A 15562-nucleotide genomic window follows, 5' to 3' on the forward strand; every position below is an offset into this window, starting at 1 on the left:
CTTGTAGGCGCGGGCGTCCTAGCTCAGAGACCAGCCGCAAAGTAGGTCGCGGGCAGCCCGACGAACCCCGTTTCCCACTCCCTTGACGCCGTCGCTGGTCTGATCGAGTGATCGAGGCCAAAGGGCGTGCGGCAAGAGTGCTCGCCAGAAGAGCAGTTGGCGAACTGGACGCTGGTAGACGGCGACTGGGACCTGGTGGCGAAAGCGGGGCGACCCGGCTCGGCTTCAGCCTGTTGCTGAAGTTCTTCGAGCTGGAAGGCCAGTTCCCTGATGGGCTGGAAGAGGTCCCGTCGGCCGCGATGGAGTACGTCGTCGATCTGTCCCGGCCACCGACTTCGCGAAGCCTCACTCGCGGACGGCAGCACGGGCGGGTGGGAGGTCACCACCCGCAACTCGGCCCTGCCCCTCTCTCTCGACCATGGGGCGGGACCATAGTCACGCGCTTCACGGGTTGTCCGCTGAACTGGGCAAACTCTCCCGGTAGTTCAGCCAACAGGTAAACACCCTGCTGGTGTAGCAGGCAACGAGGACCGGCGCGGCTTGACCGCACTGTTCTGGTCCAACGTCAACCTGTACGGCACCTTCCGCCTCGACATGAACAAGCGCCTCGATCTGGGGCTCACAGTGCCCCGCCCCGCACCCCGGCGGACGCCGCCGCACACTCGCACACGGAGACACGATGTAGGACTTCGCCGGCCTCATCGCCGTTCCCCGGATGAACGAGGCGCGTGGCGGGTGCTCGGCCGCTGCGGACCTGTGCCGCCCGCAAACTGCCACGGAGCCTTGTCCGAGCGCCCGCGCCCCGCGAGAGGGCCCGAGGCGCGCTCGTGAAGGCGATCGCAACCCGGGGGCACTACGCGGTGTATCCGCCGTCGGGGACCGGGGGCCTGTCTGGCGCCGTATCAGTGGACGGTGAAGCCACCGTCGACGGGAAGAGCTGTTCCGATGATGAAGCTGGCGCCGGGGCTGCACAGCCACAGGACGGCTGCCGCGACCTCGTCCGCTGTGCCCAGTCGGCCGATGGGCTGTTCCTTGATGATCCCGGCCATGGCCTCGGCCTGGTTCTCGACCATGTCGGCGACCATTGGGGTGTCGATGACGCCGGGGCACACGGCGTTGATGCGGATGCCCCGGGGCGCGTACTCGACCGCGGCGCTGCGGGTCAGGCCGATGACGCCGTGCTTGGAGGCGTGGTAGGCGGCGCGCTGGGGCAGTCCGATGAGCCCGCCCAGGGATGAGCAGTTGACGATGGCGCCGCTGCCCTGCTCGCGCATCTGTCGCAGTTCGTGCTTCATGGCCGCCCAGACGCCGCGCAGATTGACGGCGTTGACCTGGTCGAAGGAGTCGGCTGTCTCGTCGGCCGCGTCGGTCGGCGGTACCTGGATGCCGGCGTTGTTGAACGCCATGTCCAGGCGGCCGTACTCCGTCACTGCGGCCCGCACTGCCGCTTCCGCCTGCTGTTCGTCGGTGACGTCGCAGACCACACCGATCGCCCGCCCGCCGCTGCCGGTGATCTCCTCGGCCGCCTTGTGGACGGCGTCGTGGTCGCGGTCGGCCAGCACCACGGCGGCGCCGGAGCCGGCGAAGGCGCGGGCGGCGGCCAGGCCCATGCCGGAGGCGGCGCCGGTGACCAGGGCCACCTGCCCGGAGAAGTCGTAGGTGGGGTTCATCAGGGTTCTCCTGTCGAAATCAAAATGAGGTTCCGCAACCTGCCCGGGGTGTTCGAGGTCCCCGGCGAGGGCGGCTGGAAGGGATGCGTGAGGGGTCAGGGCTTCAGCAGCGTCTTGATGGCGCGGCGCTCGTCCATCGCGTTGAATCCCTCTGCGGCCTCATCGAGCGGGAGGGTGAGGTCGAAGACCTTGCCCGGGTCGATCTCGCGGTCCCAGATGAGCTGGATCAGCTCGGGCAGGAACCGACGGACCGGGGCGGGGCCACCGTGCAGGTGCACCTCGGCGAAGAACAGTTCCTCGCCCGGAAGCTCCACCCCGTGGGCCACGCCCACGTATCCCACGTGCCCGCCGGGGCGGGTGGAGCGGATGGCCTGCATCATCGATTCCTGGGTGCCGACGGCCTCGATCACGCTGTGGGCGCCGTATCCGCCAGTGAGCTCCTTGATCCTGGCCACGCCCTCGTCGCCGCGCTCCGTGACGATGTCACTCGCGCCGAACTCGCGGGCGAGGTTCTGCCGCGACGCGTGCCGCGACATCGCGATGATCCGCTCCGCGCCCAGGTGCTTCGCGGCCAGAATGGCGAGCAGGCCCACGGCACCGTCGCCGACCACAGCCACGGTCTTGCCCGGCCCGGCCTCAGCGGCCACGGCGCCGAACCAGCCCGTTCCGAGCACATCGGAGGCGGCCAGGAGCGAGGGGATCAGGTCGTCGTCCGGCATTCCGGGGGTGGCGACGAGGGTGCCGTCGGCCAGCGGCACCCGCAGGTACTCCGACTGCGCCCCGCCGGCGCCGACATACTCAGCGTGCGCGCACCGTGACTGGTAGCCGGCTTCGCAGATCTCACAGGTGTTGTCCGAGGCGAAGAACGAACCGACGACGAAGTCACCGACGCTGATGTTCTGCACCTCTTGGCCGATCTCGGTGACCACGCCGACGTACTCGTGACCCGTCGGGGTCGGCTGTGTCACTTCGTTGATGCCGCGGTAGTCCCACAGATCCGACCCGCAGACGCACGTCGCCGACACGCGGATGATCGCATCCGTCGGCGCGACGATCGCGGGGTTCTCACGCTCTTCCACCCGGACATCGCCCGGGGCATACATGACAGTTCCACGCGCTTGGCAGACATTCCTTTTCGCACAGATCTTCTGGGTTGCCTAGCCACCCTCCCTCGCCTCGCGGATGCCTGCCAGGCACTCTCAGGGACCCCCAGAACAGAAATAGGCGTCCTAGCCTTGAAGCCATGGAGTTTCAGCAGGAGATCCGGGGCTTCCTCATGAGCCGCAGGGCGAGGATCACCCCCGAGCAGGCCGGGCTGCCCTACGTCGGAGGCAACCGCCGCGTCAAAGGACTGCGACGCGAGGAAGTCGCGATGCTCGCCGGCCTCAGCGTCGAGTACTACACCCGCATGGAGCGCGGCCAACTCGGCGGCGCGTCCGAAAGCGTCCTCGACGCGATCGCCCGTGCGCTGCAACTCAACGACGACGAGCGCGCCCACCTGTACGACCTGGCACGCAGCGTCGCACCCGGCTCACACCGCAAGCGCCCAAAGCGCACCTCACCCATCACCACGTCGGTGCAGCAGGTCCTCGACTCCATGAGCGTTCCCGCCCTCGTGCAAAACGGCCGCCTCGACCTCCTCGCGGCCAACGACCTGGGCCGCGCTCTGTACGCCGACCTCTTCGACATGGCCCAGCAGCCACCAAACTTCGCCAGGTACGTCTTCCTCGACCCACGTGCCGAGAAGTTCTACGCCGACATCAACGAGGCGAAGAACCTGCTGGTCGCGGTACTCCGCGCGACCGCCGGGCGTGACCCGCTGGACAAGCAGGTGACCGAACTCATCGGCGAGCTCTCCACCCGCAGCGCCGATTTCACCACCCGCTGGGCCAAGCACAACGTGCGCCGCCACTCGCGCGGACGCAAGACCGTCAACCACCCGGCCGTCGGCAGGATGGACCTCGCCTACGACGACTTCGCGCTGCCAGGCGACCCGCACGTCACCATCACCACCTACACCGCAGATCCCGGTACACCCAGCGCTGACGGTCTCACCCTGCTGGCGACCTGGGCCGATACGCAGAAGCAGCCGGAGACCATGAACGACGAAGTACGCCGTACCCGCCCGCGTCACCCTTAGGTCGCGACGGCACGGTCCACGGCCTGCGGCTCGCCTGCGATCCGCCCCGGGACAATTCGGGAGGCAGAGGCGTGGAGGCGGGCTCTCAGGTTCTCCAGGCGTGCGGTGTGGGCGGGGTTGCGTCGTCTGGGCAGGAGGCGGTCGGTTTCGCTAGCGACGACTGCGTTGAGGGAGGTCCAAATCTCGGCGATGCCAGTCGTGCCCGCGAGGTCAGCGGCGATGGCCTGAAGGGGGGATCGCAGGCGCTGCGCCGCCTCGTGGTCGATGCCGAGCGTGGTAAGGGCGTCGCTGTGGAAGGTGGCGTTTTCCCCGAACGTCCGCTGGGTGACTTCGCTGAGTAGGAAGGTGCAGGCTGCTTCGTGAATTTGGCCTGTGGTCGATCCGTAGGCAAGGGGCAGGACATGAGGGCCGGCCTCCCCCAGGGGTTTCCATCGCAGGGCGAGGAGGATGTCCACGTTCTCGGCCTGTCCTTCGGGAAGGGTCACACCCCGACCTACGCCTCGTGGGCGAACCCGATCGAGTCGCGCTTCGGATCGCTGAGGCAGTTCAGCATCGCCAACTCCACCCACACCATGCAGACCCGAGCCCTGCACGCCCACCTCCGCTGGCGCAATGCCAACGCTCGCCACCGCGACGTCCTGGCCGCCGAATGCAAGGAACGCGCCCGCATCCGAAGCGAGAAGGGCATCCGCTGGGGAGGACGCCTACTTCCCGCCGCAGCTTGACGGCTTCGTTCGAGCGGACAAGGAGACTCAGCGTCGCCGCCGCCCTGGGACCAGGGCACTGAGCGTCGCGCACACGATCGCCCCGAACAGCAGCCCGCCCCAAGGCATCCCATCCGGACGATGGGTCGTCGCCACGTAGAGGAAGGAGCCGAGCCCACCGGCCACGAAGAAGACAGCAAAGCCTCGAAGCGCGTACCACCATCTCGGGCGGGCTATGTCTGAAGTCACGGGAGGCATTATCCACACGCGGCAGCAGGCGACCAGGCCCTCCGGACTGACCACTCGGCATGCCGGTGAACCGCGGTCACGGCATTAGACATTGTCTGCCATCGGCAATCTGTTGGCATGGGCCGCGAGCGGCGCCCTCACCTCAGCGCTTCGGACAGACTGCCAGAGGGACTTCCGCCCCCAGCCTGGATATCTGATGCCGCCAGCGCTCTGGCTTCCAATCTGCTCGGTACGTCCATGTGTACTGCACCACGCGAGTACCGCCCAACGGCGCGGCCCGGCCCCTGTAGTGCGGGGCCGGGCCGGGCGTCTTGCTGCAAGGCTGTCAGCCCTGGCGTGCCTTGAGGCGGGGGTTCTTCTTGTTGACAACGAACGTCACACCCCGTCGGCGCACGACCTGGGCACCGGGTTTGGTCTTCAGTGAACGCAGGGACTTGCGCACCTTCATGGCTGGCATCTCCTCTTGTCGCTCGGGGCCGCTGGGCGAAGGTCAGCGGCCGGCCGATGCCGAGCGGCCGTAACGGCGCTCGAACAGCTCCACCCGACCGGCAGTGTCCAGAACCCGCGAGGTGCCGGTGTAGAACGGGTGGCTGGCCGATGAGATCTCGACCTCGATCAGGGGGTACGCGTTGCCGTCTTCCCACTCGATCTGCCGGGACGAGTTCGCGGTCGACCGGGCCAGGAACGTGGCGTTCGCGGCGCGGTCGCGGAAGACGACCCGACGGGATTCGGGGTGGATTCCAGGCTTCATGGGTTTCCTTCCTCGCGGTCCGCCAGGCACTGGCGGATCAGGTCAGCGTTCCTCGCGGAAGAGGACGTGCTTGCCGGTCACAGCGTCGTACTTGCGCAGTACGAGGCGGTCGGGGTCGTTGAGACGGTTCTTGCGTGTCACGTAGGTCACGCCGGTCCCGGCCGTCGACTTCAGCCTGACTACGGGGCGAGCAGTAGTGCGTGCCATGAGGTCCTTCCTTCATCGACATATCCAGCCTTGGTCTGGCCATGTCAATCACATCGTGTAACACCGGAACCGGCTGGCGCATTCCCAGCCCTTGCCATGTATCCCTGCCGCCGGTTTCCTGCCGGATACATCTCCGAAGAGTGTGGTCGTGAAGGGCTGTCGCCTACGCGGCGTAAGGCTCCACGAGGCTTCAGCCGAACGATCGTCCTCGTGGGCAGTGGGTGAGGCCCGGGGACACTGTCCCCTTCACGACCACGTCCCCTACAACCAGGCGGCCGTGTCAGACATTCCAGCTCTCATGACCAGGCAGAGGGCAGCTGCAGCCACTGGCCAGCCAGAGGCAAATCAGATGGGTCCGGGTATGCCCGGCACACATGTCACCGTGTGCACCGGGAGCCAGACAGAGCGCTGGTGGCTTTGTTCACGAGTCTCGGGTTCTGGCACAGATCTTGGGGAGCCGTCGCAGAGCGTTACCGCGATGTTCGATTGCGAGGAGGCAGGGTCGCGTGAGACCGCGTACGCCTTGTCGCCCGACGGTCAAAATTGACGCTCCATCAGGTGTCTGCCCATCGCTGCTGCGGTCAGTTGTGGACGGTGATGGTACTGGTCATGCAGACCGATGCACCGTTCTGGGACTCGCTGGTGTTCGACAGGATCGACGCTGTGGACGTCGAGGCGGTTACGGCCGCGTTCGGCACGACCGAGGTGGTGGCTAAAGGCCGCACGGCCGGGGCGGCTTGTCCGGACTGCGGCCGCTTTTCGGCGAAGGAGTCCGCGGAGCGGCCTCTCCCCCCACCTGGCTCTCAACCGGGTTCCGGCAAGGGAGCGAGTTTGTGCCGGGGCGCCTGCCGCCAGGAATCCCAAGCGCGACCAGCAGATCCCGGACCTCCAGCGGGAAGCCCCGAAGGGCGGGGCGAGCTAGCGCATCGTCAAGTTCATGCGCCAATACGCCTCTGCCGACCCTGCACGGTGACGACGAGAGCCAGAGCCCGCAACTGGCACAGGCTTGCCCGGCGAGTTCGTCACCGCTGAGTGGAGGCGTTGTGCCCGCGCACCGCCGAATGCCAAATCGGCAGCAGACCGCATCATCGGCCACCTCGGGCCGATGCTCGAGCTCCAACCTGACATGCGGTTCGCCGTGACATCTACACACGGCTCGCCGCCGGGCCCGCATGGCATCGCACGTGCACTGTCGTGCGCGAGACCGACGCGTTGCTCGCGAAGCGCGCCCAGCCGCATCGTTGCGCAGCCTGGCTCGCGCTCCGGGCCCGGCCGCGAATGAGCAGAGCACCTGACGTCGGCCGGTGCGCGCGCCGGCTGGGTCGAGACTGCTGAACGGCTCGACAAGCTCGCCCTCCGTGCCGGGTGCTGACCTCGTCGGATGGGCTTTGAGGCCACGGCCCCTCTCGTGACTGGGGCGAGCTCCACTACGGCGGAATAGCAGGAGCCCGGCCCAGACTCTGTGGTCGTGAATGGGTATGCCCTCACACGATGCAGCGGCGGTCGCGCGTCTCAGTCGCGCCTTCTGCGGCAAGCGCCGCATTCTGGACCCAGACGTCACGCTCACTGCTCTCGGAGCAGCGACATGCAGGTGGCGCGGTGGACAAACTCGTCACGCACACCGGAACCGGAGAAGCTCATGGAACTCGTCCGCGACGCGATGACCACGCGATGCGTCACAGTGCCTCCGTACACGTCCTTGACCTCCGTCGCTGCCTGCATGCGAGACGCCAACGTCGGGTGCGTCATGGTCACCCATGAGGGCGCTCTCCAAGGCATCATCACCGACCGTGACATCACCGTCCGGATCACCGCCGAGGGGCTGATCGCTGGCAGCACCACGGCCCAGCAGGCGGCATCCAAGAATTTGGTCACCGTGGCTCCAGGCGCCACTCTCTGCGAAGCGGCGGCATTGATGTGCATGCACAACTTTCACCGGCTACCCGTCGTGGAGCAGGCGCGGCTGGTCGGTCTGCTCTCTCTGGGGGACATCTGCGAGACACCCCACGCACAGGAGATCCTGGTAGCCCTCAGCCAGGCCGAGGCCAACCACTGAGTGGACCGCTGCTTTGGGCCGGCCTTCTCTGGCATGGCGGTCCATGCCGCGTCGGTGCGGGTGGCACGGAGGCCGTGGGCGTTGCAGGGCTTCCCGTCAAGACCGTTGTGACCGGTGTGTCAGCGATTGAGCATCCGCCGCCTGATAGCAGTTGGCCGAGTACCGCTACCGCGCTGTCCGCGAGGTACTCGGTGCGGCTGCTATCGGTGAGGTCACGGCTCGGTACGGCACCTCGCGTCAGATTCTGCACAGTTGGCGACGGCGGTTCGAGCAGGAGAGCATGCCCGGTCTACTGGACCGCTCCCGCCACCCGCGCAACAGTCCCACGCGGCTGCCCGCCGAGGTGGAGGCCGAGATCTGCGAGTTGCGTCGACAACATCCACGGTGGGGTGCCCGGCGGATCACGCACGAACTGGCCCACCGCGAGCTCACGTCGGCACCATGGCGAGCCACGGTCCACCGGGTGCTGTCCCGCAACGGCTTGGTCAGCCCCCAGGAACAGCAGCATCCACAAGTACCGCCGGTAGCGCGAAGCACCCATGCACGCCGTGACTCCTCCCCCTCATAAAATGAGGGGGCTTCTCGCTACGCCGGTGCGGCGTCGCGACGGACCAGCCCGGCCCGTAGAACGTTCAGGGCGCCCACGGTGTCCGCGTGCGCGGTGTGGCCGCACGAGACGCAGTGGAACTTCGCCTGGGTGGGCCGGTTCCCCGCGCTGGTGTGCCCGCATGCGGGGCACTTGCGGGACGTGTTGCGGGGGTCCACGGCGATCACTTCCCGTCCGGCGCTTTCAGCCTTGGCGGCCAGGATCGTCAGGAACACCCCCCATCCGGCATCGGCGATCGAGCGGTTGAGTCCGGTCTTCGCGCCGGCCCCGTTGGGCAGGAAGCCGCCCGGTATCCCGGGGTCGGGCTTCGGCGTGGCACGCCGGACCATGTTGCGAATCTTGAGATCTTCGTGCGCGATGAAATCGTGTTTGCGCACGAGGTCAAGGGCGGTTTTGTGTGCGTGGTCGAGGCGCTGGCGGCGGACCTTGCGATGCTGCTTCGCGACCTTCTCGACCGCTCGCCGGTGATTGGCAGTCCGCCTGTCACGGCGCACACGCGGGAACGTCGACAGGGCCTGCTGTGCGGCTTCGAGCTTCGCGGCGTTGCTGCGCCCGTGGCGCGGGTTGGGAACGAACTCGCCGTCAGAGGTGGTGAGGAAGTTGGCGATGCCCAGGTCGATGCCGACGAGGGAACCCGCCGCGGGCAGCGGTTCGGGCTGGACCTGCTCGACACTCAGCACGACGAACCACCGACGGCCCTCACCCTTGACGCTGACCGTCTTGACCCTGCCGGCCACAGCCCGGTGCTGGTGCACCTTGACGTGCCCGACGCCTTGCAGCCGGACGCGCGTCACCGGGTCATGCGGGGTGCTGTCCCACCGGCAGCCGTCCCCGTCCTTCGGGAACTCCACCGTGTCGAACCAGTTCACCCCACGAAAACGCGGATAGCCCGGCTTCTCACCGCACTCGACCCGGCGAAAGAACGCGGAAAACGCCTTGTCCAACCGCCGGAGCGTGGCCTGTTGTGAGCTGAACGACCAGCGGCCCTGACGCTCCGGGTCGAACGCGCGGATGTCCTTGAGCTGTGCGGACTGCTGCCCGTACTTAATGCTGGTCTTCGACGCGTGCCGGTAGGCGTCACGGCGTTCCTGCAACGCTCCGTTGTACAGCGAGCAGTGATCACGCAGCATCTCACCGAGCGCCTGAGCCTGCCGCACGGTAGGCCGCATCAGGAACTTGTACGCACGCATCACCCGGCCCACCCCCTTCGGCTCTTGTCAGCAACCTAGCCGAGGGCACTGACATTGATGCTGATACTCGGGTTCCGGTGGTCGTGGCTCTGCCACTGACTGACGCCCTGCTGGGCTGTCCTCGAGTTGTTCTGTCCGGTCGCCGGGACCTGTTCTCATGGCTCCGGCCGGGCGGAACATGACCTGATGGAGCTTGGTCCAGAAGCCCCCTCAATGTCCTGTCTGCGCCACCCGGCCGGTGCCCACCTTCGGCTGGGAATGCAGCATCAGCATGACATCAGCGGTCGCGGACGACACCACGGACAAGGTCGTGTTCGGCGGGGTCGAGTCCCATGCCGACACCCTCCACGTCGCGGTCATCAGCGACAACGGCGGTCACCTCGCGGACGCCGAGTTCGCCACCACCGCCGCCGGATACGCCGCCGCCCTCGCCTTCCTGAACGCCCACGGCCACGTGATCTCGACCGGTGTGGAAGGCACCGCCTCCTACGGGGCCGGCTTCACCCGCGCCGCCCGCTCGGCGGGCCTCGACGTCGTCGAGGTCAACCGGCCCGACCGGGCCGAACGCCGCCGCATCGGCAAGTCCGACCCCATCGACGCTTACGCCGCCGCCCGCGCCGCCCTGTCCGGACGGGCCTTCAGCGCACCCAAGGACGACACCGTCGCCGGCATACGCGCGCTTCACAACGCCGCCCGCTCCGCCGTCAAGGCCCGCACCGCCGCCCTCAACCAGATCACCCACATCCTCGTCACCGCACCCGAGAGCATCCGCGCCAAGTTCGGGCAGCTCAAGGGAGCCGACCGGACCGACGCCCTGGCACGGCTGCGACCGGCCGGGGACGCGGTCCACACAGCGGTCCTCACCGCGCTGAAGAGCCTCGCCCGGCGCGTCAAGGAACTCACCGCCGAACACCAGGCCCTGACCCGGGCCCTCGACAGCGAGGTCACCGCCGACAACCCCGGTCTGCGGGCCGCCCACGGCGTCGGCCCCGACACCGCCGCCCAGCTGCTGGTCACGGCCGGAGGCAATCCCGAACGCCTGCGGACCGAGGCGTCCTTCGCCGCCCTCTGCGGAGCCGCGCCCGTCCCCGCCTCCAGCGGCCGCACGAACCGGCACCGCCTCTCACGAGGCGGCGACCGGGCCGCCAACGCCGCCCTCTACCGCATCGCCCTGGTCCGCATCTCCAGCGATCCCCGCACCCGCGACTACGTGGCACGGCAGACCGCCGCCGGCCGGACCAAGAAGGAGATCATCCGGCTACTGAAACGGGCCATCGCCCGGGAGATGTTCCGCTGCCTGACCACCACGGTCACCATCCCAGGCATCGCCGACCTACGACCCCTGCGGCAGTCGAAGAACATCACCCTCACCGCAGCGGCCCAACAGCTCGGGGTCTGGCCCGCCACGATCTCCACCCTCGAACGCGGAATCCGCCGCGACGACGACCTCGCCAACACCTACCGCGACTGGCTCACCGCCGCTTGACAGCCAATAGGAGCATCAACCCCTCCGCAGACGGAACACCCGTGCACACATGACCGGTCAGAGCAGCCCTGAGATGCGTTTCCCGCCCCGGCTGAAGCCGGGGATACCCACGCAAGAGAAGGGATGGAACTCGGGGGCAACGCGCCTTTCCTCGTCCTCGCAGACGCCGACCTAGGCCAGGCGGTGGCAGGGGCGATGGTCGCCAAGATGCGCAACGGCGGAGAGGCGTGCACCGCCGCCAACCGCTTCTACGTACACGCCTCGATCGCCGGGGAGTTCGGCCGCCGGTTGGCCTCGGCGATGGCGGCACTCACAGTCGGCCCCGGACTGGACGCGGGTGTGGAGGTCGGATCGCTGGTGAACGAGCCGGCACGAAAGAAGGTCTGTGAACTCGTCGCGGGGATCGTCGACGCCAGCGCCCGGATTCTGACCGGCGGTACGCCCCCCCGACCGCGCCGGCTACTTCTACCTGCCCACGGTGCTGGCCGAAGTTCCCCCGGACGCGCCCATCCTGGCGCAGGAGATCTTCGGGCCGGTCGCACCAGTGGTCTCCTTCGACCACGTCAACGACGCGATCCGGATGGCCAACGACACCGAGTACGGCCTGGTGGCGCACGTCTACACCGGCGACCTGGCGCCCGGCCTGAGGGTGTCCGAGGCACTGGAGGCAGGCATGGTGGGCCTGAACCGGCCGGTGGTGTCGGACCCGGCGGCACCCTTCGGCTGCGTCAAGCAGCCCGACCTCGGCCGTGAGGGCGGTCATGACGGCCTGCTGGAGTTCACCGAGAGCAAGTACATCGCCGTGGACTGGTGACCCTCAGTGTCGATCAGCCCCGCTCGGGAATGATTCAAATGTCGATGAAGTTTCAACGAATATCCCTCGAGGCTCATCGGCTCTTTGCGCCCCGGGGGCACCTAGGGCGCCAGGCGCCTGCACCGCTGAACGGATGCTCGCGCAGTGAACGGAGAACGTGATGGTCGGCATACAGGGAGTGACCTGGAACGAGCGGCTGCACTATGCAAGCCGTCTCTTCAAATCCCAGCATTTCCGCGCAGCTTCCCGGGTTTTCGCGGACCTGGTTGCCGCGGAGCCCCGCAGCCTGGACCTCCGGATGCTCCTCGCCTGTTCGTACTACAACACAGCGCAGCTGACCCTGGCCGAGGCGGAACTGCGACAGGTCCTGCATGCCGCGCCCGGCCACGCCTCTGCCCACCTCGCTCTCGCCCGCGTCCTGGAGCGCCGGCACCGCTGGTCCGAGTCCGCTCCGCACATGAGGATCGCGGACTCGATGACCGCACGCGATCTCCTTGCCCTCAGGCACCCCGTCGACTCGCCGCCCCGACTGGCTGCCTAAGACTGCCCCCGTCCGCCGGACAGGCCGGTATGCCACTCGCGTCGCGTGAAGACCCCCGCCCGGCTGCTTCCGCGCACCGCCCCCACGCTGCCGCGGAAACCCATGCGAACAGGAGCTCCGCCGGACCGAGCCAGAAGGAGTCACAACCATGACAGAGCTGAGCCTGGCCGACACCAGCGGAGTGCTCCGGCAGCCGACAGTGAATCTGCGGCGGAACAGCTCAGGGCTCGGTTGGTCACATCTGTACCTCTCCACCCAGGAAGAGCAGCCGTATCGCGCGGAGTTCGACGCCACCGCGACCCATATGCTGGTCCTGCATCTCAACGGCCCGGTCACGGTGAGCCGTGGCCGGGGTCGGGCGGCGCAAACCCGGCGAGTGCCCACCGGAGGGCTCTTCCTCCATCCGGCCGGCCGCAGGCTGGCGGTGGAGCTCGGCGGCCGACTCGACACGGTTCACGCCTACCTCACGGAACGCGCCCTGCAGGATGCCAACAACGGCAGCCCGGTGGAACTGTCCGAGGAACTCGGTACTGCGGACCCTCTGATCGAGCAGCTCCTGCTGGCGCTGGAGGGTCTGGTACAGCAGTGGGAGCCCTCCGCGCGCACCTATGCGGACCACCTGACCGGCATGCTCGCTGCCCAACTCGCGCGTCGACACCGCGCCAACCGTGCTGAGCCGACGCCGAGCAGGATTTCGTCCGGACTGTCGTCTCGGCAGCTGTCCGCAGTGCGGGACCTCATGGAAGAGCGGCTCGCTGACCCACTGCCGATTGCGGATCTTGCGGCCGCCGCGTCGCTCAGCGTCAGTCAGTTCGCACGCCAGTTCAAGGCGAGCACAGGCGAGTCGCCGCACCAGTTTCTCCTGCGGCTGCGCCTGGAGCAGGCATGCCGTCTCTTGCGCACCGGCACAACCGCCATCGGCGAGGTGGCGGTGGACTGCGGCTTCTCTCATCAAGAACACCTCACCCGGGTGATGCGCGCCAAGCTGGATACCACCCCGGGCGCCGTCCGCCGCCCCGGCTGACGTCCGATTTCGCTGCCCGCGGGCCCGTCGCGTCATGCACGTTGCAGCCCTCGGTGAACGCGTCTTTCGTGCAGAAGGAACGAGCCGAACGTGCAGGCCGAAACGTCTACGCAACACGAATACTCCAAATCCACGCAGCCAACGCAACACGACGGCGATGCAAAGGCGGAGTTCCATGAGAAGTCTGGTCTACAACTCCCGCCCTTCCCGGGTGGTCTTCGGAGTCGGCACGGTTGACCGACTTCAGGCGGAGGTCGAGCAACTCGGCTGCTCCCGCGTGCTGTTGCTGTCCAGTCCCACTGTGACCGAGACCTCCGCGAGAGTCCGCAAGGCGCTCGGCGAGCTGATGGTGGCGGAGTTCGACGGCGCAGCGATGCACACACCCGTAGAGGTGACCGAACGAGCCCTCCGGGTCCTCCAGGACTCATCCGCCGACTGCATAGTGGCTGTCGGCGGCGGTTCGACCACAGGACTGTCCAAGGCACTGGCACTGCGCACCGATCTTCAGCAGGTGATCCTGCCGACCACCTACGCCGGCTCCGAGGTGACGCCCGTGCTGGGCGAAACCCGCGACGGGCGCAAGGTCACACAGTCGTCCCTCGCGATCCTGCCCGAGACCGTCATCTACGACGTGGATTTCACCCGCACCTTGCCCGTGGACATGTCGGTCACCAGCGGCATCAACGCACTCGCGCATGCCGTGGAAGCGCTGTATTCCAGCGACGCGAACCCGATCACCGACCACCTGGCGCTCGACGCGATCTCCCGCATCAGCCGCGCACTCCCTCTGCTCGGCATCGACTCCCAGGACCCGGGCGCGCGAGCCGACCTGCTGTACGCGGCCTGGCTGGCCGGAACCTGTCTCGCCTCGGTCGGCATGGGCCTGCACCACAAGCTGTGCCACACCCTGGGCGGCAGTTTCGACCTGCCGCACGCGCAGACGCACACGGTGATGCTGCCGCACGCCATGGCCTACAACGCGCCGGCGGCGAAAGATGTCATGAACCGAATCGCCCAGGCGCTCGGCGTCGACGATGCCCCGACCGGGGTGTTCGACCTGATCGCGTCGTTGCACGGGCCGACCTCGCTGCGCGAGCTCGGTATGGCGGAAGCCGACCTGCCGCGCGCCGTCGAGCTGGCCGTGTCCACGCCGTACCCCAACCCCCGCAAGATTACCGCCGAGGGCATCGACGCCCTGCTGAGCGACGCCTGGCACGGAGGCCGCCCGGCGGCCGTTCCGCAACCCGCGAGGCCCGTGGTCCCGGCCACCGACCCGCAGCTGGATCAGCTGACCGAGCAGGTGGCGGCGAGCTTCGCCGGCAGTCCGGATCCGCGGGTACGGCAGCTGCTCAGTGACCTGGTGAGGCATCTGCACCAGTTCGTGAGGAGCAACGACGTCACCGAGTCCGAGTGGCAGTACGCGATCGACTTCCTCACCCGCACCGGTCAGACCTGCAGCCCCACCCGGCAGGAGTTCGTCCTGCTGTCGGACACCCTCGGTGTGTCCAGCGTGGTGGACCTGCTGACCAACTCGCGGACGCCCGGCACCACACCGTCAGCAGTCCTGGGCCCCTTCTACCTCGAGGGACCTCCCGAGATTGCGCACGGCTCCGACATCGCCCAAGGCCTGGCCGGCACTCCGCTCTGGGCGGACATCCGGATCACGGACACCGACGGAACACCCGTGCCGGACGCCGTGGTGGACGTGTGGCAATCCAACGAGGACGGGTTCTACGACCTCCAACTGCCCGATCTGGACGGCCCTGTGCTCCGGGCCCGGCTGCGCAGCGACCAGCAGGGCCGGCTGTCCTTCTGGTCCATCCTTCCCTCGCACTACCCGATCCCCGGTGACGGCCCGGTGGGCAAGATGCTCGCTGCCGTCGGCCGCCACCCCAACCGTGCGCCCCATCTGCACTTCATGATCACGGCGCCCGGTTACCGCCGCCTGGTCACCCAGTTGTTCGTTGCGGGTGGCGCCTACCTGGACAGCGACAGCGTGTTCGGCGTCAAGGACGAGCTGATCGTCGATTTCGTACCGCAACACGGCCCCACCCCCGACGGCCGCAGCCTGGACGGAGAGTGGAGACGACTGGACTTCACCTTCCGTGTCGCCCCCTGACCCA

Annotated in this window: 15 protein-coding genes and 2 pseudogenes; 10 read left to right on the plus strand and 7 right to left on the minus strand. The window is 67.8% G+C overall.

The window, feature by feature from the left end:
• Positions 1-902 precede the first annotated feature (902 nt).
• Together OG456_RS46075 and OG456_RS46080 are read right to left on the minus strand one after the other, a co-directional pair.
• Complete coding sequence (locus tag OG456_RS46075; protein WP_266571096.1) at positions 903-1670, minus strand: SDR family NAD(P)-dependent oxidoreductase; 768 nt, start codon at positions 1668-1670, stop codon at positions 903-905.
• A 95-nt stretch (positions 1671-1765) separates the two neighbouring features.
• The gene (locus tag OG456_RS46080) at positions 1766-2773 is read right to left on the minus strand and encodes a zinc-dependent alcohol dehydrogenase family protein (RefSeq protein ID WP_266571097.1); all 1008 of its coding nucleotides are present in this window, start codon (positions 2771-2773) and stop codon (positions 1766-1768) included.
• Between the two features lie 140 nt (positions 2774-2913).
• Between OG456_RS46080 and OG456_RS46085 the strand changes: the two genes are divergently transcribed.
• Together OG456_RS46085 and OG456_RS46090 are read left to right on the plus strand one after the other, a co-directional pair.
• On the plus strand, positions 2914-3810 hold the full coding sequence (locus tag OG456_RS46085; RefSeq protein WP_266571098.1) for a helix-turn-helix transcriptional regulator: 897 nt from the start codon (positions 2914-2916) through the stop codon (positions 3808-3810).
• A gap of 485 nt (positions 3811-4295) precedes the next feature.
• Positions 4296-4535: pseudogene (locus OG456_RS46090) on the plus strand (IS630 family transposase); the annotation flags it as partial.
• A gap of 553 nt (positions 4536-5088) precedes the next feature.
• Here OG456_RS46090 and ykgO read toward each other — a convergent pair.
• From ykgO to OG456_RS46110, 4 genes are all read right to left on the minus strand, one after another.
• Complete coding sequence (gene ykgO, locus OG456_RS46095) at positions 5089-5211, minus strand: type B 50S ribosomal protein L36 (RefSeq protein WP_266571099.1); 123 nt, start codon at positions 5209-5211, stop codon at positions 5089-5091.
• Between the two features lie 42 nt (positions 5212-5253).
• Positions 5254-5514 (minus strand): type B 50S ribosomal protein L31, encoded by a 261-nt coding sequence (locus OG456_RS46100; RefSeq protein ID WP_266571100.1) that lies wholly within the window; start codon positions 5512-5514, stop codon positions 5254-5256.
• Between the two features lie 42 nt (positions 5515-5556).
• On the minus strand, positions 5557-5721 hold the full coding sequence (gene rpmG / locus OG456_RS46105) for a 50S ribosomal protein L33 (protein WP_266571101.1): 165 nt from the start codon (positions 5719-5721) through the stop codon (positions 5557-5559).
• A gap of 1563 nt (positions 5722-7284) precedes the next feature.
• Positions 7285-7443 (minus strand): hypothetical protein, encoded by a 159-nt coding sequence (locus OG456_RS46110; RefSeq protein ID WP_266571102.1) that lies wholly within the window; start codon positions 7441-7443, stop codon positions 7285-7287.
• Here OG456_RS46110 and OG456_RS46115 point away from each other — a divergent pair.
• Together OG456_RS46115 and OG456_RS46120 are read left to right on the plus strand one after the other, a co-directional pair.
• Positions 7382-7777, plus strand: a complete 396-nt coding sequence (locus OG456_RS46115; RefSeq protein ID WP_266931938.1) for a CBS domain-containing protein — start codon at positions 7382-7384, stop codon at positions 7775-7777. The genes OG456_RS46110 and OG456_RS46115 overlap by 62 nt on opposite strands.
• Positions 7778-7928: 151 nt before the next feature.
• Entirely contained in the window at positions 7929-8345 is a 417-nt protein-coding gene (locus OG456_RS46120; protein WP_266571104.1) for a helix-turn-helix domain-containing protein, read from the plus strand.
• A gap of 17 nt (positions 8346-8362) precedes the next feature.
• On the opposite strand, the gene OG456_RS46125 is transcribed toward OG456_RS46120, so the two are convergent.
• Positions 8363-9577: a transposase gene (locus tag OG456_RS46125; RefSeq protein ID WP_266571105.1), complete on the minus strand. Its 1215-nt coding sequence runs from the start codon at positions 9575-9577 to the stop codon at positions 8363-8365.
• A gap of 268 nt (positions 9578-9845) precedes the next feature.
• Here OG456_RS46125 and OG456_RS46130 point away from each other — a divergent pair, with 268 nt between their 5' ends.
• The 6 genes and pseudogenes from OG456_RS46130 (at position 9846) to OG456_RS46150 (ending at position 15558) form a co-directional block, all read left to right on the plus strand.
• Positions 9846-11060, plus strand: a complete 1215-nt coding sequence (locus OG456_RS46130) for an IS110 family transposase (protein WP_266571106.1) — start codon at positions 9846-9848, stop codon at positions 11058-11060.
• Between the two features lie 123 nt (positions 11061-11183).
• Positions 11184-11441 (plus strand): annotated as a pseudogene (locus OG456_RS50700) (aldehyde dehydrogenase family protein); the annotation flags it as partial.
• 97 nt (positions 11442-11538) lie between these two features.
• Entirely contained in the window at positions 11539-11874 is a 336-nt protein-coding gene (locus OG456_RS50705; protein WP_323136468.1) for an aldehyde dehydrogenase family protein, read from the plus strand.
• 160 nt (positions 11875-12034) lie between these two features.
• Complete coding sequence (locus tag OG456_RS46140; RefSeq protein WP_266571107.1) at positions 12035-12415, plus strand: tetratricopeptide repeat protein; 381 nt, start codon at positions 12035-12037, stop codon at positions 12413-12415.
• 148 nt (positions 12416-12563) lie between these two features.
• Positions 12564-13439: an AraC family transcriptional regulator gene (locus OG456_RS46145; RefSeq protein WP_266571108.1), complete on the plus strand. Its 876-nt coding sequence runs from the start codon at positions 12564-12566 to the stop codon at positions 13437-13439.
• Positions 13440-13614: 175 nt separating this feature from the next.
• Positions 13615-15558: a maleylacetate reductase and hydroxyquinol 1,2-dioxygenase domain-containing protein gene (locus OG456_RS46150; protein ID WP_266571109.1), complete on the plus strand. Its 1944-nt coding sequence runs from the start codon at positions 13615-13617 to the stop codon at positions 15556-15558.
• Positions 15559-15562: the final 4 nt, after the last annotated feature.

Source organism: Streptomyces sp. NBC_01446, from assembly GCF_026340095.1.
Taxonomy (GTDB): Bacteria; Actinomycetota; Actinomycetes; order Streptomycetales; family Streptomycetaceae; genus Streptomyces; species Streptomyces aureus.

Bases quoted from the DNA above. Each gene is read 5' to 3' on its own strand.
- OG456_RS46140 (WP_266571107.1), top strand. From the start codon at position 12,035: ATGGTCGGCATACAGGGAGTGACCTGGAACGAGCGGCTGCACTATGCA.
- OG456_RS46130 (WP_266571106.1), top strand. From the start codon at position 9,846: ATGACATCAGCGGTCGCGGACGACACCACGGACAAGGTCGTGTTCGGC.
- OG456_RS46115 (WP_266931938.1), top strand. From the start codon at position 7,382: ATGACCACGCGATGCGTCACAGTGCCTCCGTACACGTCCTTGACCTCC.
- OG456_RS46080 (WP_266571097.1), bottom strand. From the start codon at position 2,773: ATGTATGCCCCGGGCGATGTCCGGGTGGAAGAGCGTGAGAACCCCGCG.
- OG456_RS46100 (WP_266571100.1), bottom strand. From the start codon at position 5,514: ATGAAGCCTGGAATCCACCCCGAATCCCGTCGGGTCGTCTTCCGCGAC.
- OG456_RS46145 (WP_266571108.1), top strand. From the start codon at position 12,564: ATGACAGAGCTGAGCCTGGCCGACACCAGCGGAGTGCTCCGGCAGCCG.
- OG456_RS46110 (WP_266571102.1), bottom strand. From the start codon at position 7,443: ATGCAGGCAGCGACGGAGGTCAAGGACGTGTACGGAGGCACTGTGACG.
- OG456_RS46150 (WP_266571109.1), top strand. From the start codon at position 13,615: ATGAGAAGTCTGGTCTACAACTCCCGCCCTTCCCGGGTGGTCTTCGGA.
- ykgO (WP_266571099.1), bottom strand. From the start codon at position 5,211: ATGAAGGTGCGCAAGTCCCTGCGTTCACTGAAGACCAAACCCGGTGCC.
- OG456_RS46085 (WP_266571098.1), top strand. From the start codon at position 2,914: ATGGAGTTTCAGCAGGAGATCCGGGGCTTCCTCATGAGCCGCAGGGCG.
- rpmG (WP_266571101.1), bottom strand. From the start codon at position 5,721: ATGGCACGCACTACTGCTCGCCCCGTAGTCAGGCTGAAGTCGACGGCC.
- OG456_RS46075 (WP_266571096.1), bottom strand. From the start codon at position 1,670: ATGAACCCCACCTACGACTTCTCCGGGCAGGTGGCCCTGGTCACCGGC.